The sequence below is a fragment of the Dickeya lacustris genome (assembly GCF_029635795.1).
Taxonomy (GTDB): domain Bacteria; phylum Pseudomonadota; class Gammaproteobacteria; order Enterobacterales; family Enterobacteriaceae; genus Dickeya; species Dickeya lacustris.
In genome coordinates this window covers 3,678,201-3,696,483 of the sequence record NZ_CP114280.1, presented here as the reverse complement: position 1 = coordinate 3,696,483, position 18,283 = coordinate 3,678,201, and the positions used below count along the sequence as shown (strand labels likewise).

Annotated in this window: 19 protein-coding genes and 2 tRNA genes; 10 read left to right on the top strand and 11 right to left on the bottom strand. The window is 52.9% G+C overall.

The window, feature by feature from the left end; translation table 11 throughout:
• The first annotated feature begins 149 nt into the window (after window positions 1–149).
• Window positions 150–536, top strand: coding sequence for a DUF3461 family protein (locus O1Q98_RS16730; RefSeq protein WP_125258637.1), 387 nt, complete (start codon window positions 150–152; stop codon window positions 534–536).
• Window positions 537–681: 145 nt separating this feature from the next.
• On the opposite strand, the gene O1Q98_RS16725 is transcribed toward O1Q98_RS16730, so the two are convergent.
• From O1Q98_RS16725 to syd, 5 genes are all read right to left on the bottom strand, one after another.
• On the bottom strand, window positions 682–1,134 hold the full coding sequence (locus O1Q98_RS16725) for a flavodoxin (RefSeq protein WP_125258608.1): 453 nt from the start codon (window positions 1,132–1,134) through the stop codon (window positions 682–684).
• Window positions 1,135–1,158: 24 nt separating this feature from the next.
• A complete protein-coding gene (gene truC / locus O1Q98_RS16720) occupies window positions 1,159–1,938 on the bottom strand; it encodes a tRNA pseudouridine(65) synthase TruC (RefSeq protein WP_125258607.1) in 780 nt (259 codons plus the stop codon).
• Window positions 1,939–1,940: 2 nt separating this feature from the next.
• Window positions 1,941–2,264 carry a YqcC family protein gene (locus O1Q98_RS16715; RefSeq protein WP_125258606.1) on the bottom strand — a complete coding sequence of 108 codons (324 nt, stop codon included), beginning with the start codon at window positions 2,262–2,264 and terminating at the stop codon, window positions 1,941–1,943.
• 79 nt (window positions 2,265–2,343) lie between these two features.
• Window positions 2,344–2,637: a hypothetical protein gene (locus tag O1Q98_RS16710; RefSeq protein WP_164512963.1), complete on the bottom strand. Its 294-nt coding sequence runs from the start codon at window positions 2,635–2,637 to the stop codon at window positions 2,344–2,346.
• A 332-nt stretch (window positions 2,638–2,969) separates the two neighbouring features.
• Window positions 2,970–3,518: a SecY-interacting protein gene (gene syd / locus O1Q98_RS16705; protein WP_125258605.1), complete on the bottom strand. Its 549-nt coding sequence runs from the start codon at window positions 3,516–3,518 to the stop codon at window positions 2,970–2,972.
• A 260-nt stretch (window positions 3,519–3,778) separates the two neighbouring features.
• Here syd and ppnN point away from each other — a divergent pair, with 260 nt between their 5' ends.
• Complete coding sequence (gene ppnN / locus O1Q98_RS16700) at window positions 3,779–5,143, top strand: nucleotide 5'-monophosphate nucleosidase PpnN (protein WP_125258604.1); 1,365 nt, start codon at window positions 3,779–3,781, stop codon at window positions 5,141–5,143.
• Between the two features lie 51 nt (window positions 5,144–5,194).
• Window positions 5,195–5,977, top strand: a complete 783-nt coding sequence (xni, locus tag O1Q98_RS16695; protein ID WP_125258603.1) for a flap endonuclease Xni — start codon at window positions 5,195–5,197, stop codon at window positions 5,975–5,977.
• A 59-nt stretch (window positions 5,978–6,036) separates the two neighbouring features.
• On the opposite strand, the gene rlmM is transcribed toward xni, so the two are convergent.
• The 3 genes from rlmM to O1Q98_RS16680 are packed head-to-tail and all read right to left on the bottom strand — an operon-like array spanning window position 6,037 to window position 8,511.
• A complete protein-coding gene (gene rlmM, locus O1Q98_RS16690; RefSeq protein WP_125258602.1) occupies window positions 6,037–7,137 on the bottom strand; it encodes a 23S rRNA (cytidine(2498)-2'-O)-methyltransferase RlmM in 1,101 nt (366 codons plus the stop codon).
• Window positions 7,130–7,525: a DUF423 domain-containing protein gene (locus O1Q98_RS16685; protein WP_125258601.1), complete on the bottom strand. Its 396-nt coding sequence runs from the start codon at window positions 7,523–7,525 to the stop codon at window positions 7,130–7,132. Before O1Q98_RS16685 ends, rlmM begins: the two co-directional genes overlap by 8 nt.
• Before the next feature lie 59 nt (window positions 7,526–7,584).
• Window positions 7,585–8,511, bottom strand: coding sequence for a transcriptional regulator GcvA (locus O1Q98_RS16680; protein ID WP_125258600.1), 927 nt, complete (start codon window positions 8,509–8,511; stop codon window positions 7,585–7,587).
• 525 nt (window positions 8,512–9,036) lie between these two features.
• Between O1Q98_RS16680 and csdA the strand changes: the two genes are divergently transcribed.
• Together csdA and csdE are read left to right on the top strand one after the other, a co-directional pair.
• Window positions 9,037–10,242: a cysteine desulfurase CsdA gene (gene csdA / locus O1Q98_RS16675; protein ID WP_125258599.1), complete on the top strand. Its 1,206-nt coding sequence runs from the start codon at window positions 9,037–9,039 to the stop codon at window positions 10,240–10,242.
• Between the two features lie 3 nt (window positions 10,243–10,245).
• Window positions 10,246–10,689, top strand: coding sequence for a cysteine desulfurase sulfur acceptor subunit CsdE (csdE, locus tag O1Q98_RS16670; RefSeq protein WP_125258598.1), 444 nt, complete (start codon window positions 10,246–10,248; stop codon window positions 10,687–10,689).
• On the opposite strand, the gene tcdA is transcribed toward csdE, so the two are convergent.
• Window positions 10,677–11,501 carry a tRNA cyclic N6-threonylcarbamoyladenosine(37) synthase TcdA gene (gene tcdA, locus O1Q98_RS16665; RefSeq protein WP_125258597.1) on the bottom strand — a complete coding sequence of 275 codons (825 nt, stop codon included), beginning with the start codon at window positions 11,499–11,501 and terminating at the stop codon, window positions 10,677–10,679. The genes csdE and tcdA overlap by 13 nt on opposite strands.
• A 164-nt stretch (window positions 11,502–11,665) precedes the next feature.
• Between tcdA and O1Q98_RS16660 the strand changes: the two genes are divergently transcribed.
• Both O1Q98_RS16660 and O1Q98_RS16655 read left to right on the top strand, forming a co-directional pair.
• Window positions 11,666–12,115 (top strand): GNAT family N-acetyltransferase, encoded by a 450-nt coding sequence (locus tag O1Q98_RS16660; protein ID WP_125258596.1) that lies wholly within the window; start codon window positions 11,666–11,668, stop codon window positions 12,113–12,115.
• Between the two features lie 70 nt (window positions 12,116–12,185).
• Window positions 12,186–13,661, top strand: a complete 1,476-nt coding sequence (locus tag O1Q98_RS16655; protein ID WP_125258595.1) for a GNAT family N-acetyltransferase — start codon at window positions 12,186–12,188, stop codon at window positions 13,659–13,661.
• A gap of 48 nt (window positions 13,662–13,709) precedes the next feature.
• Here the strand turns inward: O1Q98_RS16655 and mltA are convergent, their stop codons facing one another.
• Window positions 13,710–14,858, bottom strand: coding sequence for a murein transglycosylase A (gene mltA, locus O1Q98_RS16650; protein ID WP_125258594.1), 1,149 nt, complete (start codon window positions 14,856–14,858; stop codon window positions 13,710–13,712).
• 252 nt (window positions 14,859–15,110) lie between these two features.
• Here mltA and O1Q98_RS16645 point away from each other — a divergent pair.
• Together O1Q98_RS16645 and O1Q98_RS16640 are read left to right on the top strand one after the other, a co-directional pair.
• Window positions 15,111–15,187: transfer RNA gene (locus O1Q98_RS16645), tRNA-Met, on the top strand.
• 51 nt (window positions 15,188–15,238) lie between these two features.
• A tRNA-Met gene (locus tag O1Q98_RS16640) sits at window positions 15,239–15,315 on the top strand.
• Window positions 15,316–15,409: 94 nt separating this feature from the next.
• Here O1Q98_RS16640 and amiC read toward each other — a convergent pair.
• Window positions 15,410–16,648, bottom strand: a complete 1,239-nt coding sequence (amiC, locus tag O1Q98_RS16635; protein ID WP_125258593.1) for an N-acetylmuramoyl-L-alanine amidase AmiC — start codon at window positions 16,646–16,648, stop codon at window positions 15,410–15,412.
• Between the two features lie 205 nt (window positions 16,649–16,853).
• Here amiC and argA point away from each other — a divergent pair, with 205 nt between their 5' ends.
• Window positions 16,854–18,197, top strand: a complete 1,344-nt coding sequence (gene argA / locus O1Q98_RS16630; RefSeq protein WP_164512965.1) for an amino-acid N-acetyltransferase — start codon at window positions 16,854–16,856, stop codon at window positions 18,195–18,197.
• Window positions 18,198–18,283: the final 86 nt, after the last annotated feature.

The following is an 18,283-nucleotide window of genomic DNA, read 5'->3' as shown; positions in this document are numbered from 1 at the left end:
AACAACACAGCTGATAATGCGGATATCCCTGTCGTTCATGGCATTGAACGACTACACTGAATGGCGGGTTATTACCCGCCATTTTTTCGCTATCACGACCAGAGAACGGCCCCATTCAGGAGCCGATGCAAAACAAGAAAGGTGGTGCTATGTACGACAATCTGAAAAGTCTTGGGATTGCCAACCCGGAAGATATCGACAAGTACAGTCTCCGTCAGGAGGCGAGTAACGATATTCTGAAGATCTATTTTCGCAAGGACAAAGGGGAATTTTTCGCCAAGAGCGTTAAGTTTAAATACCCGCGCCAGCGTAAAACCATCGTGGCGGATAATGCTGGGCAGGGTTATAAAGAAATCAACGAGATAAGCCCCAACCTGCGTTACGTCGTCGATGAGCTTGACCAGATTTGTCAGCGTGATCAGGTCGAAGTGGATTTGAAACGCAAAATCCTCTCCGACTTACGTCATCTGGAAAGCGTTGTAACGCATAAAATCAGTGAAATCGAAGCCGATCTGGAAAAATTAACGCACCGGTAAGCGGCGATTTGCAGGCTGACAGGCGCTTTATCGCCTGCCAGCCGAATTATCATGGTGTGACAACCGTATGGTGTAGAAATAATCTGGTGTGAAAATAGTCTGGTGTGAAAATAACCTGGTGTAGCAATTCGCCACCACGCACGACTCAGTTATTCAGTAATATCGCCCAGCTTTCCACCCACGGCGTGGCTATCAATTCAGGCTCTGGGTGTTCCGTCGCATCAATTTCCAGCACGTCTCCCAAGCGCGTCGCCCCCATCTCCTGCAACTGCGCATCAAACAGATGGCCTGCGCCACAGAAGTGCTCGTAGCTACTGTCCCCTAAGGCTATTAAGCCGTAGCGCAGTGTGGGCTGATATCCCACGTTATCGCGCAGCGCTACATACAAAGGCACTATCGATTCAGGCAATTGCCCCTGCCCCGTCGTTGAGGTGACAATCAGCGCCGTCTGCTGCCCATAGGCCAGCCAGTCATCTAACGAAGCATCCTCGAACACCTTCACATCATGACCCAGCGTTTTAAGATATTTTTCCGCCTCTTCAGCGACCAACAGAGCATTACCGTACACCGTGCCAACAAAAATCCCCACTTGCGCCATGACTCTGATTCTCCTGTATTATGCCTACGCCTGTCCGCTATCCTGACCAGACGCAGCAAGAAACTCAACCCTTTCAACATCAGGGAAATGGCCCTGCCAGCCAAACTGCGCCATGACGCCTTGCCAGTCTGCATCCCAGCGGGCCTGTATTGACAATTGCTGCCCTGTCACCGGATGCGTTAATGATAGCTGGCTGGCATGTAGCATGAGCCGGGCACAACCAAAATGCGCCGCCATGCCTCGATTCTGGCGCAGATCACCGTGAGTCGTATCACCGATAATCGGGTGGCGCAAATGCGCCATATGACGCCGTAACTGGTGTTTACGACCGGTTTGAGGTTTCAGCTCCAGTAAGCTGTAGCGCGAGGTATCATAGCGCCCAATCGCCACAGGCATTTCCGTATGCGCCAGCGCACGATAATGGCTGACGGCCGGTTGAGGCGCTTTGTCAGGATTAGCGAACTTATCTGCAATGCGATCCAGCTCTTCTGTCAAGGCATAATCAATGATGCCGTCGTCTGTCACGTAACCGCGCACGACCGCATGATAAACCTTCTCTATCTGATGCTGCTCAAATTGCTGCGCCAGCTGGCGTGCTACCGCAGGCGACAGCGCCATCAACAACACGCCAGATGTCGGTCTATCCAGCCGATGAACGGTAAAAACATGCTGACCAATTTGATCGCGCACGGTCTGCATCACGACTACTTTTTCTTTACGATCCAACCAGCTACGATGCACCAACCAACCCGCAGGTTTGTTTACCGCAACCAAATGCTCGTCCTGATACACAATCTCAAGCATGCTTAATGATTCTCAAATAAGGCATCAAAGCGGCCTAACTGCGCCAGCAGCCCGGTCACTGACTGTGCGCTGTCATTTAATGCCACCTCGAAATAAGGCAGGATAGCCAACCGTTGCGGCAGAGGGCCGCCATTATCCAGCAACGCGTGCATACGGGGTAGAAACACCCATTGCAACCACTGTTCAGCAGCCATGGTATCGATACAAAAGGGTTCTTGACTGGCGAAAGCCGCCTCATCAGGCGCAACGGCCTGCCACAGCTGGCTGTGTTTTAACGCCTGCTCAATGGCAAACAACGCTTGCCTAACTTCAAGATTGTTATTCATAGGAATATTCCAGACGACATCACGGGGCGGCAAAGCATAACACCGTTATTGCCCGCAGGCACTCCCGGCGCCGTTGGCATTAAAGCACCTGCCACCACGCAAGCGCTGAACAAAGAAAACGATAAGCGATGCTAAAGAGATACCAAAGAAAAGAGGGAACCGATTTCTCGGTTCCCTCTGGTTCGTTTGTAGCAATCCCGCCACCTTGTTGCTTCCCTGCTCGTCCTTGAAAACTTGTCCTTGATGGTCTTCCTAACCCACAATCCTTGCTGACGTTCCCTCTTTCATCCTTGACGGTCGATCCCTCATCATCATCCGTGACCGCATTCCCTTTAGGCTCCTGCCCCACCGGTATTCCAAGACCGGCTCTCATTCTCCATCCTGGAGGTGTCCCTTATTTCATCCTGAAAAAAGAGTCTGGCATGTAACAAGTTCTCGTATGACGTCTTCCTGATATCACCGACACGCCTTGTTACCGTGTTACTAAACTGAATAATAAGATGTATTAATTAAAGCGAATCAGCAAGCCACCCTGAAGGCGCAATTTACGTATCAAAAACACCTTTTGCACACAGAAGCGATTAATTCATTAATTAATAATGCAAAAATTAAATTGAAACCTTAATTTAATATTAAAGATAAGAGATGGCTTACACATAATGTGAGAGATCTCTTACACGCCGAAAAGCGAAACGCGATTCAGCATTATGAAATCAGCGGTGATAATTTAGACAGAAAATCACTCAGACTGCCGCAAAGAACCCGACGCGTTCGCGTTCCAAACTCTTCCAGCACCACTTCACCACTCAAATTACACAAAGAGATTAGCATCATTTCTGAATCTGTTGTGGCAAGAAATAACGTAGGTGATAATTTTAACCGTTTCTGTGTCAAAAGATGACCAATTAAATTCTCCTGCATCCTGACAAAATCCTCTTCACTCCAGACTTGCAGTAGCGTGCAGTCGATCTCCTCAAAACGGCAGCGCATATCCCCCGCATATTGCGCCGTGAAAAAAGCATGGGCATCTGGATGTAACTGAATCTCCAGCGCACGCTCCACGCCATCAAGCCGGGTTGATGCCGCATTGGGCTCAGGCAGCCAATAGATCTGATTGTGCTGCGTTGTCACAATACAGGGCGATGCGACGCCGTATAGTTCCTCGCTGGCGGGCGCATGCCCGGTTTGCTGCTGCCATAAACCGACATAACGCTGGGTAAAATCCGCTAATGCCTGAACAACCTGCTGTTCCATCTTGCCTCTCAAATCGGTGAACGTCTGTTTTATCGCGCTCTATCTTATCGCGACCAGCACGGCCATCGTCGATAGAATAGGCATAAAAATGCGTAATGCCGCGCAACTTTGCGGTGTCAGCCTCAGCATGCCTTGGCAAAATACGCATCGGCACGTTAAGGTGAAAAGGCGCTAAAGGGTACGACACCCATGTATTGCACCTGCGTGTTGAACAAACATCTTGAACAACTGTCGTCGCACACTGCGTTTCAGGGAGTAGCATGATCACACACATCAGCCCATTAGGGTCTATGGATTTATTATCGCAGTTGGAAGTGGATATGCTGAAAAGCACCGCCAGCAGCGATCTCTATCGGTTATTTCGTAACTGTTCCCTCGCCGTTCTGAACTCAGGTAGCCAGACGGACAACAGCAAGGAGTTACTCTCCCGCTACGAGGATTTCGACATCAATGTTCTGCGTCGTGAGCGCGGCGTTAAACTGGAACTGGTCAATCCACCAGAAGAAGCGTTTGTGGATGGTCAGATAATCCGCTCTCTCCAGGCCAACTTATTCGCCGTATTGCGCGATATTCTGTTTGTAAATGGCCAGATAGCCAATGCAGGCCGCTACCAAACCCTCGATCTTGAAGACAGCACGCATATCACCAATCTGGTCTTCTCCATTCTGCGTAATGCCAAGGCGCTGCACGTCGGAGAGGATCCCAATCTGGTGGTGTGTTGGGGCGGGCATTCCATCAATGAAATCGAATATTTATACGCCCGTAAAGTCGGCAGCCAGCTTGGTTTGCGTGAATTGAATATTTGTACCGGCTGCGGGCCGGGTGCAATGGAAGCGCCGATGAAAGGTGCCGCCGTGGGTCATGCACAGCAACGCTATCGCGATGGGCGTTTTATTGGCATGACGGAGCCGTCTATTATCGCCGCAGAGCCGCCTAACCCGCTGGTGAATGAGCTCATCATCATGCCGGATATTGAGAAACGTCTGGAAGCCTTCGTGCGCATCGGCCATGGCATTATCATTTTCCCTGGCGGCGTTGGTACGGCAGAAGAGTTTCTCTACCTGTTGGGGATCATGATGGATCCGGCCAACAGCGAGCAGGTTCTGCCCATCATTCTCACTGGCCCACAGGAAAGTGCCGATTACTTCAGGGTGCTGGATGAGTTTATTGTCAGTACGCTTGGTCGTCAGGCCCGCCGCTACTACTCAATAATCATCAATGATGCCGCTGAAGTGGCTCGCCAGATGAAAAAAGCCATGCCGCAGGTGAAAGAGCATCGCCGTCACACCGGGGATGCCTACAGCTTTAACTGGTCACTGCGTATTGCACCCGATTTGCAGCTACCGTTCGACCCAACGCATGAGAATATGGCCAACCTCAATCTGCACCCCGACCAACCCGCAGAAGAGCTGGCGGCTGCGCTGCGCAAAGCCTTTTCCGGTATTGTCGCCGGTAACGTGAAAGAGGCCGGCATTCGGGCAATTGAAGAAAACGGCCCATACAAGTTACACGGTAATGCAGGCATCATGAAAAACATGGATAGCCTGTTGCGTGATTTTGTCTCCCAGCAGCGTATGAAGTTGCCTGGCAGCGATTACGTGCCGTGCTACGAAATCCACTCATGACCAACCGGCCGCCATCGATTGATTGATGGCGGCAACTTATGATGTATAAATATGGCCGTACACCTGCTGATTGTTGATGCACTTAACCTGATTCGGCGTATTCACGCCGTACAAAACTCGCCCTGTCTTAATGCCTGCCAACATGCGCTAGGCCAATTGATTCATCACAGCCAGCCCACCCATGCCGTAGCGGTTTTCGATGACGAACCGCGCACCTATAGCTGGCGACACCAATTGCTGGCGGAATATAAAGAAGGCCGAACCCCGATGCCGGATACGCTGGCACAAGAGTTGCCACGAATCAAAGAGGCGTTTCTTGCGATGGGTGTAAACAGTTGGCACTCGCCGGGAAATGAAGCAGACGATCTGGCGGCAACACTCGCCTGCAAAGTCAGCGCGCAGGGGCACCAGGCCACGATTGTTTCAACCGATAAAGGCTACTGTCAGCTACTTGCCCCGGCTATCCGCATTCGGGATTATTTTCAAAAACGCTGGCTGGATGCGCCATTCGTGTCCAAAGAGTTTGGTGTGCAACCGAAGCAGTTACCGGATTACTGGGGGCTCGTTGGCATCAGCAGTAGCAAAATTCCAGGGGTCAACGGCATAGGGCCTAAAACCGCTGCACAACTGCTCCAGCAAGCCGATTCGCTAGAGCAGTTATACCAGCAATTAGACCAGGTTCCAGAAAAGTGGCGTCACAAGCTGCTGTCGCACCAAGAAATAGCCTACCGTAGCCGCGAGGTGGCGACCCTCAAAACCGATTTGCATTTCAACGGCAACCTCCAGCAGTTACGCCTGCCGCCAGCGATGCATGCCACACCGCCGTCATACTGACGGCGGCCGTTATCCGGCGTGACACCGCACCCGACAGTGACAGTGTGCGTTAGTGCGCGTTAACGTTCATCGCGCCGACCGGGAATCGCTCCCCAGATACGCCGCACATGCACGGTGATTTCTTCACGATCGTGATAGAGGTGTTTGGCATGCACTTCAAAGTTAATGCCATTTTCTGCCAGACGCTGTGATAACTGGGCCAGATTTTGCACCACTTCTTCATAGCGCTTTTTCATGGGGAGTTTGAGGTTAAAGATAGCCTCACGACACCAGCCATTCACCAGCCAGTCACCCATCCGGCTGGTGACTTTAGCGGGCTTCTCAACCATGTCACACACCAGCCAATAGATATTATTGCGCGGCGGTTCAAAGCGAAAGCCATCTTCCTGATGGTGCATCACCTGACCTGTTTCCATTAGCGCAGGCGACATCTGGCCGTTATCCACCGCGTACACCATCATGCTGCGTTTCACCAGTTGATACGTCCACCCACCGGGGCACGCCCCTAAATCCACCGCATACATGCCACTGCCCAGGCGCTCATCCCACTCATCCGCTGGCACAAACACATGAAAGGCTTCCTCAAGTTTCAGGGTTGAGCGGCTTGGCGCATCCGCAGGAAACTTCAGCCGGGGAATCCCCATATAAAATGGTGAATGATTATTGCTGTAAGAGTATCCGACATAACAGCAGCCCGGTGCGATAAACAGCACATGGATAACCGGACGACCGCGCTTTTCCTGCAACAATAAAATACGGTTTTCGCGTAATGCTGCACGCAACGGCACCGTAAACTTACGGCAGAACTTCATCAGCTCTTTGCTTTCGTTGGTGTCCGGCACTTCAACACGCAGCTCTCCAGCCCGCTCAATGACCCCGGTCAACATCCCAACAATAGGCGTGATACGGTCATCGGGCGGCAGATCGCGCAACAGCTCGCCGCACACCATCATCTGACGGGCAAACACCAGATCGTTAAACGGCAATGTTTTGATTAAACGATCGGCATCCTCATGCTGATAGCATTCAAAAATGACATAACCGCTGTTTTCTTTTACGCGAACAAACCCATACACCTCATAGTGTGCAGCTTTATCCGTTATCTCCGCCGCACACTCTTTTTCAAAACCGGGGCGACAGTACAAAATGACTTTATTCATGCGACTCAGCCCTGCCTTTAAGACGTAGGGCTCCGATTAACAATAACACCCATCCCGCCAGGAAGCAGACGCCTCCTACCGGCGTGACAAACACCCAAAAACGCAGGGTCGAGAGCGCCAGACAGTACAAACTGCCGCTAAATAGCACCGTCCCCAACGCCAGCAACACTGCGCTCCAATAAAACCAGACACTCGCCCACTGATACATTGCCACCGATAGCACCAATATCACTAGCGTATGCACGGCCTGATACTGTAATCCGGTATGCAGCCAGGCCATTTGAGCCTCACCCAGCGCTTTACTCAACACATGTGCGCCAAACGCGCCCAGTGCGACATACACAAACCCGCTAATAGCAGCAAACATCAGCATGAAACGGCTATTCATTGTTTAGCCCAAACCCTTATTTTCAATACGATGCGTGATTAACGCGCCAAACGGCAACATCAGCGCGACGAGTTATCATAGCGAAAGCGGAATTTTTCCTGCTCACTCGCCGCCCGCGCGAGGATCCATTGACGAAAAGCGGCTATTTTACCGAGTTCCGCCTGACTGTCATGGCAAACCAGATAAAACGCATTTTTACTGACCAGCACATCATTAAACGGACACACCAGTCGGCCTGCTTCAAGCTCCGTCTGGGCCATCACATTATTCGCCAGAGCAACACCTTGCCCATGAATCGCCGCTTGTAGCACCATCGCACTGTGGCTGAAAATCGGCCCTTGCTGCACATTGATTTGCGCAATACCTAATTGACGCGTATAGGCCAGCCAGTCACGACGCGAGGCATCATGCAATAGCGTATGCCATGCCAGGTCTTCCGGCGTTTTTAACGGATGTTCGCCAGCCAGCAATTGCGGCGCGCACACGGGCAGCAGATACTCTGCGTAGAGTTTTTCCACTCTCAGGCCGGGCCAGTTGCCTCGGCCATAGAAAATCGCCACGTCCACATCATCAGACAAGCGCTCCTCTTCACGGTCTACCGCCTGAATACGAACATCAATGCCGGGATATTCCGAATTAAAGCTCGACAGACGCGGCACCAGCCAGTGAATCGCAAAGCTCGGCAGCAAGCTCACCGTTAATGCGCCTTTGGCACTGCGCGCCTGTAGCTTACGCGTAGCCTCATTCAACGCAGAGAAAATTTCTTTAATATCGAGGAAATAGCTTTGCCCTTCCTCCGTTAACAACAGTGAGCGGTTACGGCGGCGGAACAATTTCAGGCCAAGAAAATCCTCCAGTGATTTTATCTGGTGGCTGACGGCAGCCTGAGTGACAAACAACTCTTCAGCGGCTCGGGTAAAGCTGAGATGGCGGGCCGCCGCATCAAAAACACGTAACGCATTGAGGGGCGGCAATCGTTTAGACATAAACCGGATTCTTCATATCTGGCACACTCAGGGAAGCCCCATCATCTGCCATTAGTTTTTATAATCCGATGCATTATAAATTGTCCGTTGAGGATGCACCAGCAAATACCTATAGTAGCGCCACTTCCCTGAGCCGGAACGAAAAGCGCAAAAGGTTAACGGCTGTGCTTTTGGCTTGTGGTTGTGATGTTGTGTTTGCTATTTGTTTACTGTCTGCATTTCAGACGCTTGGTAGCCAAGCTACCTTTCATTTCCTGTACATTTACCCTGTCTGTCTAAGTGATTTTTGCATAGCACCGCAGTTTGCGGTGCTTTTTTTTGCCCAATAAATATTTTTACCCAAGCCCCCCTCTCGCGACAGCCGCCGTTTTCATTGCCACGCATTCGTGTTTACTCCTGAACCAGACGCTTTTTTCCGATCGCGCCGTTACACTATATTCAGTCGTTACACTATGTTCAGCCCTGCACAAAACTTGTATCCAATAAGAAAATGGGACAGGATCAGCCTCTTCGCAGAGGAACACCATGAAACCGTTTAACCCCGAGCCTTTTCGCCAGCAATTTCCAGCGTTAGATAGCGGCAATGTCTATCTTGATAGCGCCGCCACCGCCTTGAAACCGAACGCGGTCATTCGTGCTGTAGAGCACTGCTATAGCGCCGAAACCGGAAATGTTCATCGCAGCCAGCATCCATCCGCCAGGCGGTTAACCGATGCCTTTGAACACGCACGAGAAACGGTCGCTCATTTTATCGGCGCACCACAGGCACGCAGCGTTATCTGGACCAGAGGCACCACGGAGTCTATCAATCTGGTGGCGCAATGCTATGCCAGACCCCGTCTGCAACCCGGTGACGAGATTGTGGTCAGCGAAACCGAGCATCACGCCAACCTGATTCCGTGGTTAATGGTCGCGCAGCAAACCGGAGCACGCGTGGTCAAACTCCCGATGGGTCACGACTATCAGCCATCGCTTGAGGCGCTGCCCGCACTGCTTACGCCACGTACCCGCCTGTTGGCCATCAGCCAGATGTCTAACGTTACGGGGGCAATGCCGGATTTACAGCGCGCCGTCGCCCTCGCGCATCAGGCGGGGGCCGTCGTGGTGGTTGACGGTGCCCAGGGCGTTGTTCACTGCCCGGTGGATGTCAGCGCACTGGATATCGATTTTTACGCGTTTTCCGGTCACAAGCTGTTTGGCCCGACGGGTATTGGCGTACTGTATGGCAAGACGGAATGGCTCGAGAGCATGCCGCCCTGGCTTGGCGGCGGCAAAATGATGAGCCAGGTGTCATTTGACGGTTTTACCCCACAGGCGATTCCACAGCGTTTTGAGGCAGGCACACCGCACATTGCTGGCGTATTAGGGCTGGCTGCGGCCATCGACTGGTGGTGCCAGCAAGACCGGCACGGCGCAGACAAGCATAGCGTCATGCTGGCCGAACACGCAGAGCAACAGTTAAGCACTGTTGCCGGATTTCGCAGTTTTCGCGCGAACGGCTCAAGCCTGCTGTCCTTCACCGTTGACGGGATACATCATCACGACTTAGCGACGTTGTTAGCGCAATCAGGCGTCGCAATACGCGCCGGGCACCACTGCGCGCAACCCTTGATGAGTGCGCTGGGCGTTGAAGGAACGTTGCGCGCCTCTTTTGCGCCTTATAATCAATGGCAGGATGTCGCACACTTTATCCAGGCTCTCCATCACGCTCTGGAATTACTGGCAGATTGAATCATGACGACTGAAACAACCCATCACCCGTTTGGCACCGACATTCCCGCCGCCATGCTATTGACGCGCTTTGCCGCCTGCCGCAGTTGGGAAGAGCGCTACCGCCAATTGATTCTGCTGGCCAAATCGCTCCCAACCTTGCCTGAAACGCTGCGCGCCCCGGCTATTGCGTTGTCAGGCTGTGAAAACCGCGTTTGGCTCGGTTATCAGCGCAGGGAAGACGGCACGCTGCATTTCTACGGCGACAGCGACGGGCGCATTGTGCGCGGCCTGCTGGCTATTCTGCTCACGGCTGTGGAAGGGCAGCGCGCGCAGGCGCTGCGCCAGCAAGACCCGCTGGCGCTGTTTGACGCGTTGGGGCTGCGTGAAGAACTGAGCGCCTCGCGTGCCGGTGGTCTCCATGCCCTCGCCGAACGGGTGCGAGCCATCGCCCATCAGGAAGACTGATGCTGCGCGGCTAACCGGGCATCGCGCGCCATCATTTTTTTAAGCGCATGAGATACCGCGACAAACCCGAAGGTCGCCGTCACCATGGTGGCAGCGCCAAAGCCAGCCGAACAATCCATGCGTTTCACGCCATCGGCACTACTGCGCGATGCGCATACCGTGCCGTCTGGCTGCGGGTACATTAGCGGCTCGCTGGAAAACACACAGTCAATACCGAGTTTGCCTTTGCTATTTTTAACGATGTTAAAATCCTGCTTGAGGCGCTCACGCAGTTTGGCGGCAAGCGGATCTTGAATCGTTTTCGCCAAATCAGCGACTTCAATGCGGGTAGGATCAATTTGCCCGCCTGCGCCACCGGTGGTTACAACCGGAATTTTATGGCGGCGGCACCAGGCCAGTAATGCAGCCTTCGGGCGCACACTGTCAATGGCATCAATCACATAACTGAAGTTGTGCTGGAGTAATTCAGCCACGTTATCGGCACTGATAAAATCATCCACACAGTTCACCCGGCACTCTGGATTGATAGCCAAAATACGCTCGGCCATCACCTCGGTTTTCAACTGCCCGGTATGCTGGCGCAGGGCGTGAATCTGACGATTGGTATTACTGACGCACACATCATCCATATCTATCAACGTAATTGCGCCAATACCGGTGCGCGCCAGCGCTTCTGCCGCCCACGAGCCGACACCGCCAATGCCAATCACGCACACATGCGCCCCGGCAAAAAGCGATAACGCCCGCTGCCCATATAAACGCGCCGTACCGCTAAAACGCTGTAAATACCCCTCGGATAATTGCGTACTCATGACTCACCTTCGCTTCACAAAAACGGCTGCGATAATACCCCACTCAGGCCAGTTTGCGCAGCGCTATCCGATATGAGATAGCGCGGTACGGCGGTTTTTTTGTTTTCAACGACCCCGTTTTCATGCTGATATTTCTGTTACCCAGCCCCTCACCCGGAGGCCGTATGCAACTTGATCTGATTCCGGCAACGCCATCTGACATCCCATATTTACTGCAATTACGCCAACGCACTATGGCCGGATATCTTGCTGATATCGGTGCGCCAACCGATGATGACAGCCTGATGCAACGTGTGCTTTACGCCTTTGAGCACGCCCATATCGTGCAACTTGAGGGCCAACCCGCCGGACTCTTTAAATATGCCTTTGTGCCAGAAGCGCAGCACTGGTACTTAATACAGCTTCAAATTCACCCTGATTTTCAAAACCGGGGCATCGGGCAGTTACTGATTGCGTCGCTGATTGCCAAAGCCTCAGCCGAATGTCAGCCGGTCGTGTTAAGTGTTTTGAAAAATAACCCGGCGCGTTTTTTGTATCAGCACCTTGGTTTTAACATCACCGCTGAAGATGAACGGGAGTTCATGATGCGTCGCCCCGCGCAACAGCCGGTATAACAAGAACAGAGATAACAAGAGCACATTCCCTGCATTACCCTCGGCCAACACGATTACAAGGAATAACCGTATGCACATCGCCATACTGGATGATTATCAGGATGCTGTGCGGCATCTCGACTGTTTTTCCCTGCTAAAAGAGCACAAGGTCACTGTACTGACGCAAACATTCACCGATGAAGAGCAGTTAGCCGCCAGGTTGCAAGACGTTGATGCGCTGGTACTGATTCGCGAGCGTACTCGCATTACCGACACCCTGCTTGCCAGACTGCCTCACCTCACGCTCATCAGCCAGACCGGGAAACGCAGTCAGCATATCGACGTGGCCGCCTGTGAGCGACGGGGCATTACCCTCGCCGAGGGGCGGGGCTCGCCAGTCGCCCCTGCCGAGCTTTGCTGGGCATTGATTATGGCGGCATCGCGCCACCTGCCGCAGTACCATCACAGGCTACAATGCCCTCAAACTGAGTTCGAGGCTGAACGCGGCTGGCAACAAAGCGGACGCCCGACCTTAGGCCGTACGCTGGAGGGATTAACGCTGGGTATCTGGGGCTTTGGCAATATTGGCCAGCGGATAGCGCGCTACGGCGCGGCATTTGGCATGCAGGTATTGATATGGGGCAGCGAGGCGTCGCGAGCGCAAGCACAGGCACTGGGGTATGAGGCGGCAGCCAGCAAAGCGGCGTTTTTCGCCCGCGCGGATGTGCTGTCACTGCATTTACGCCTCAATGACACGACCCGTCACAGTGTGACGCATACCGATCTGGCGCTGATGAAGCCGGACGCCCTGTTTGTCAACATCAGCCGCGCCGAGCTGGTGGAGCCAGACGCGCTTTGGCAGAGTTTATCGACTCACCCGCACCGACAAGCGGCGCTGGATGTGTTTTGCCATGAACCGGCCAGCAGAGACAGCGAGCCGCTGCTCAGGCTGCCAAATGTCTTGGCGACACCGCATATCGGCTACGTGGAACAAAACAGCTACGAGCTTTATTTCCGCACTGCCTTCGAGAATGTGCTGGCGTTCGCTGCCGAAAAACCTGCAAAACCAGCCACACCGGCACAAAACCCGCCTCCGTTGACCGTGGCCTTCCGTAAAGCCATGCGCTCCGATGCGCCTGCCGTATTCGCTCTACGCAATCGCGCGATTACACAAGGCTGTGCGGAGCACTATCCGCCGGATTTACTGCAACGCTGGGTTAGCGGCCCAATCAGTCAATCGTTCGAAAATGCGGTAACAGCGCATTTTTATCTGGCGGAACACGCCCAGCGTATCATCGCAACCGGCATGATAAACCTTGATAACGGCATGATTGACGCGATTTTTGTCGAACCGGATGTCATGGGCCAGGGCGTAGGCCGCGCCATGATGCAGTATCTGGAAGGTAAAGCCCGTTCTGCCGGGTTGCAGGAACTACAACTGGAAGCCAGCCTGAATGCAGCGGCGTTTTATCACTCACTGGGTTTTTGCGGTGATGAGCCAAGCCTTCACCATTCCCCGCGTGGCTTCTCGCTGGCCTGCATCCCAATGCGCAAATCCCTGCGCTAACGCACGGTGCCTTGCTGGCGTTTAATGCAGGCAAGGCACCTGGGCGGCCTAATTCGGGTTACTCACCAACAACCCATCTGATTTGCGGTTGACTGAACTTAACAGCGGCGCACCGGATGCAGGCTGGCTTTTCAACACCCATACCCGGCCATAATGGTTGTAATAGCCAGCGGCATGGCCCGCCTCAGTGCCGATACCCTGATAAATATCAAAATGCTGGCCTTTAATTGCACCGCCGACATCCAGTGCCACCATCAGGCGCATCTCGTACTTGCCGGTGAATTTTCCCTGATTATCCAACAACGGGACTTCAGCCAGCAATGTGGTGCCCGGTGGAATCAAACTGCGATCGGAAGCGACTGAAGCACGCGCCACCAGCGGAACGGCGCTGGCCCCTTTAACCGGCATCGACGCCATCGGTTTGAAAAACACAAACGATGGGTTTTGCTCCAATAACTCACGCACAGCGGCTTGGCTATGTTGCTCCGCCCACTGGCGAATGGCCTGCATCGACATCGCCTCTTTCGCTACTTCGCCTCGGTCAATCAGCACTTTACCAATACTGCGATAGGCATGGCCGTTCTTGCCCGCATAACCAAAAAAGGTCAGCGGGCTGCCATCGCCAAAATCGACATAACCGCTGCCTTGCACTTCCATCATAAAGTTATCCATCAGCGAATTTGTCCAGGCAATGGCAAACTGGTTGCTGAGGGCACCGGCGTAAATGGAGGCTCTATCAGGTAAACGGCGATTTTTCCCCGCAGAAGGCATGGCATAAAGCGGAAAGCGGAACTCGCCCTGAGGCGTATGGCGCGCCTGCACCACCGGGGTGTAATAACCGGTAAACTGCACATTACCAAAATTATCGACCCCCTCCATTTGCCAGGCATTCAAACCGAATTGCGACAATTGACGGGTATCCCCCCCCGATTGCAACCAGCTCGCTATCGACTGGAACACCGCGCTATTACGGGAATAAAGCCCCGGTGAGGCTGATTGAATCTGGCCGACCTGCTGCATAAAATCGCCGCCATTTGCCGGTGAACCGCTGGCATTCGGCGTATTGACCCACTCAAAGGGTTGATCAAGACGGCCATCCTTGTATTGCTGACCGCGATCGCCGGGCCGAGACTGACAACCGGCTAATATCGCGATAACCACACCGGCCAGCACATATTTCCCCCACCATCCTTTCATTTTTTGCGCGCTCTCTTTTACTGACGATATAACCGCATCACCGACCAACAGCCGTCGGATAACCTCACATTCATGACGCGAAACGATAGCAAACAGGCCTGGAGAATAAAACGCATCAACGTAAAACCGCACATATCAGTGCTAAAAACCACCAATCGGGTGATTTTTAAGCCGCATAACGGTAAAAACGACAACTATTTGCAAAAAGGAGTTGCATCAAAATGAACGCGGAGTATAGTGCGCATCCACGGACGCGGGGTGGAGCAGCCTGGTAGCTCGTCGGGCTCATAACCCGAAGGTCGTCGGTTCAAATCCGGCCCCCGCAACCAATTGATGCTTAAGCATCACAGAAAGTTAAGCATCAAGAAAAGAGAGACGGACGCGGGGTGGAGCAGCCTGGTAGCTCGTCGGGCTCATAACCCGAAGGTCGTCGGTTCAAATCCGGCCCCCGCAACCAAACTCTCGCAATCAAGAGAACACCCTGATGGGTGTTTTTTTACGTCTGAAATCCCCCTCCCCACGCATTTTTGGCTGTCATCACATCACCGGACTCAGCGCGTTTGAGCGGCGAAATAGGCTTTAATCCCTTCCAGAATCGATTGCGCCAACTGCTGCTGAAACTGCGAGGTACGCAATTTGCGCTCCTCTTCCAGATTACTAATAAACGCCGTTTCCACTAACACAGACGGGATATCCGGTGCTTTGAGTACGGCAAAACCCGCCTGATCGACACGGTTTTTATGTAACCGATTGACCTTACCCAAACGATGCAGGATTTCATTGCCAAATTTCAGGCTGTCATTGATAGTCACCGTTTGCACCATATCAAACATGGTACTGTCGAGATACCGATCGCCGCTGAGACTCACGCCGCCAATTAAATCAGACTCATTTTGAGTTTGCGCCAGATAACGCGCCGCCGAGCTGGTCGCCCCTTTTTTCGATAAGGCAAAAACGGAAGAACCGCGTGCAGCGCGATCGCTAAACGCATCCGCATGGATAGATACAAACAGATCGGCGCTCTGCTTACGCGCTTTGGCAACCCGCACATTGAGCGGAATAAACACATCCTCATTGCGGGTCATATAGGCTTTCATATTGGGCTCACGCTCAATAAGCGCCTTCAGACGACGGGCGATTTGTAACACCACATCTTTTTCCCGGGTACGGTTTTTACCTATCGCACCGGGGTCTTCACCACCATGCCCGGGGTCAAGCATGATAACCAGTGGCCGTTCGCGCCCTGCGCGACCGGCTTTGGGGGTTTCCGCAGGTAAAGTACGTTCAAGTTCGCCTTTGTTGTAATCTTCCAGCAACGCCAATAATGGGTCTTCGGCATTATCGTAACGTCCTGACGCCGGGTAGAGATCCATCACCAGCCGGTGACGAAACCCAGCGACAGGGGTGAGCGTAAACAGTTTCGGTTCAACGCGTTGGCGCAACTCCAATACCAGCCGTACCGTTTTTTGATCAAACTGCCCGACGCGCGCGGCTTTAATAAAAGGATCGCTACGCTCAAACTGACGGCTTGCGCTTTTGAGTGCGCTGTTAAGCGCCACATTCTCTATGTCCACCACTAAACGCGGCGGATTATCCAGCGCAAACTGGCGGTAATGTAACGGCGTGTTTGACTCAAGCGTAATACGGGTATAAGCAGAAGAGGGCCACACTCGCACAGCGATAACCTGTGATGAGGCCGCCAGCCCGATGCCACTGATACTCAGTAACCAGGTCGCGGCCGCCCCCTGTAATAACTGGCGACGACTCAGTTGAGGCGTTGGATAAGACATGACACTCCGCTAAGGGCTAATAAAATCAGGCAGATTAAATAAAACGGAAAAAACTTTAACCAATCCGGCCAAAGCTGTCATGCAAAAATCATCGTCAGGCGCTTTACTATAAGGAAACAGACAAATCCATCTTCGCGGCAGCGTGCAAAGTTATCGCTTGCCTTTTGGTTTGTTAAGAATAAAAATACGAAAATATCGAATAAAAATGCAAAGAGGGCTCGCAGTGAAGGAACGTAGTACAGAACTGGTTCAAGGCTTCCGCCACTCAGTTCCTTACATCAACGCACATCGCGGTAAAACTTTTGTCATCATGCTTGGCGGCGAAGCGATCGAGCACGAGAATTTTGCCAACATCGTCAATGATATCGGGTTACTGCATAGCCTGGGCATCAAATTGGTGGTGGTTTATGGTGCCAGGCCGCAAATTGATGCCAACCTGATGGCACATCACTACGAGCCCCGTTACCACAAGCATACCCGTGTTACGGATAGCACCACGCTTGAACTGGTAAAACAGGCAGCAGGCATGCTGCAACTGGATATTACCGCACGCCTATCCATGAGTCTGCTGAATACACCGCTGCAAGGCGCGCACATTAATGTGGTCAGCGGTAATTTTATTATCGCCCAGCCGCTTGGCGTCGATGATGGCGTGGACTACTGCCACAGCGGTCGTATCCGCCGTATTGATGAAGACGCGCTACAACGCCAGCTTGACAGCGGTGCAATCGTATTGCTTGGCCCGGTGGCGGTTTCCGTGACGGGAGAGAGCTTTAACCTCACGTCGGAAGAAGTGGCAACGCAGTTGGCCATCAAACTCAAAGCCGAGAAAATGATTGGCTTTTGCGCTTCACAAGGGGTGACGAACGCACAAGGTACGATTGTCTCAGAATTACTGCCTGACGAAGCCCAGCAGCGCCTGCTGGCGCTGGAGGAAACCGGCGACTATAACTCTGAAATCGTGCGTTTTCTGCGTGGTGCAGTAAAAGCCTGTCGCAGCGGCGTGCGCCGTAGTCACCTGATTAGCTATCAGGAAGACGGTGCATTACTGCAAGAATTATTCTCCCGCGATGGTATTGGCACACAAATCGTCATGGAAAGCGCCGAGCAGATACGCCGTGCCACCATTAATGACATCGGCGGTATTCTGGAACTCATCCGCCCGCTTGAGCAACAAGGTATTTTGGTACGCCGCTCACGTGAACAGCTGGAAATGGAAATCGATAAATTCACCGTGGTGGTGCGAGACAACCTGACCATTGCCTGCGCCGCGCTCTACCCCTTCCCGGAGGAGAGCATTGGCGAAATGGCCTGTGTTGCCGTCCACCCGGAATATCGTAACTCCTCACGCGGCGATCAGTTGCTTCACCATGTCTCCTACCAGGCCCGCCTGCAAGGATTAAAACGGTTGTTCGTGCTCACCACCCACAGTATTCACTGGTTTCAGGAGCGCGGTTTTAAACCCGTCGAAGTGGAAATGCTGCCAAAGCGCAAGCAAGAGCTGTACAACTACCAGCGCCGCTCCAAAATTCTGGTCGCAGACCTGTAATTTTTATCCTGGCTCGCGTGGCTCACGCCACGCGCTTGTCTCGCACTCTGATCTGACATTGGTGTTGCGCATGGGGATATTGTCAT

Coding starts and splice junctions, on each gene's coding strand:
- O1Q98_RS16660 (WP_125258596.1), top strand. CDS start 11,666: ATGCAACTTGATCTGATTCCGGCAACGCCATCTGACATCCCATATTTA.
- ppnN (WP_125258604.1), top strand. CDS start 3,779: ATGATCACACACATCAGCCCATTAGGGTCTATGGATTTATTATCGCAG.
- rlmM (WP_125258602.1), bottom strand. CDS start 7,137: ATGAATAAAGTCATTTTGTACTGTCGCCCCGGTTTTGAAAAAGAGTGT.
- syd (WP_125258605.1), bottom strand. CDS start 3,518: ATGGAACAGCAGGTTGTTCAGGCATTAGCGGATTTTACCCAGCGTTAT.
- O1Q98_RS16655 (WP_125258595.1), top strand. CDS start 12,186: ATGCACATCGCCATACTGGATGATTATCAGGATGCTGTGCGGCATCTC.
- argA (WP_164512965.1), top strand. CDS start 16,854: ATGCAAAGAGGGCTCGCAGTGAAGGAACGTAGTACAGAACTGGTTCAA.
- O1Q98_RS16710 (WP_164512963.1), bottom strand. CDS start 2,637: ATGAGAGCCGGTCTTGGAATACCGGTGGGGCAGGAGCCTAAAGGGAAT.
- O1Q98_RS16685 (WP_125258601.1), bottom strand. CDS start 7,525: ATGAATAGCCGTTTCATGCTGATGTTTGCTGCTATTAGCGGGTTTGTG.
- csdE (WP_125258598.1), top strand. CDS start 10,246: ATGACGACTGAAACAACCCATCACCCGTTTGGCACCGACATTCCCGCC.
- mltA (WP_125258594.1), bottom strand. CDS start 14,858: ATGAAAGGATGGTGGGGGAAATATGTGCTGGCCGGTGTGGTTATCGCG.
- O1Q98_RS16725 (WP_125258608.1), bottom strand. CDS start 1,134: ATGGCGCAAGTGGGGATTTTTGTTGGCACGGTGTACGGTAATGCTCTG.
- O1Q98_RS16680 (WP_125258600.1), bottom strand. CDS start 8,511: ATGTCTAAACGATTGCCGCCCCTCAATGCGTTACGTGTTTTTGATGCG.
- csdA (WP_125258599.1), top strand. CDS start 9,037: ATGAAACCGTTTAACCCCGAGCCTTTTCGCCAGCAATTTCCAGCGTTA.
- truC (WP_125258607.1), bottom strand. CDS start 1,938: ATGCTTGAGATTGTGTATCAGGACGAGCATTTGGTTGCGGTAAACAAA.
- xni (WP_125258603.1), top strand. CDS start 5,195: ATGGCCGTACACCTGCTGATTGTTGATGCACTTAACCTGATTCGGCGT.
- O1Q98_RS16730 (WP_125258637.1), top strand. CDS start 150: ATGTACGACAATCTGAAAAGTCTTGGGATTGCCAACCCGGAAGATATC.
- amiC (WP_125258593.1), bottom strand. CDS start 16,648: ATGTCTTATCCAACGCCTCAACTGAGTCGTCGCCAGTTATTACAGGGG.
- tcdA (WP_125258597.1), bottom strand. CDS start 11,501: ATGAGTACGCAATTATCCGAGGGGTATTTACAGCGTTTTAGCGGTACG.
- O1Q98_RS16715 (WP_125258606.1), bottom strand. CDS start 2,264: ATGAATAACAATCTTGAAGTTAGGCAAGCGTTGTTTGCCATTGAGCAG.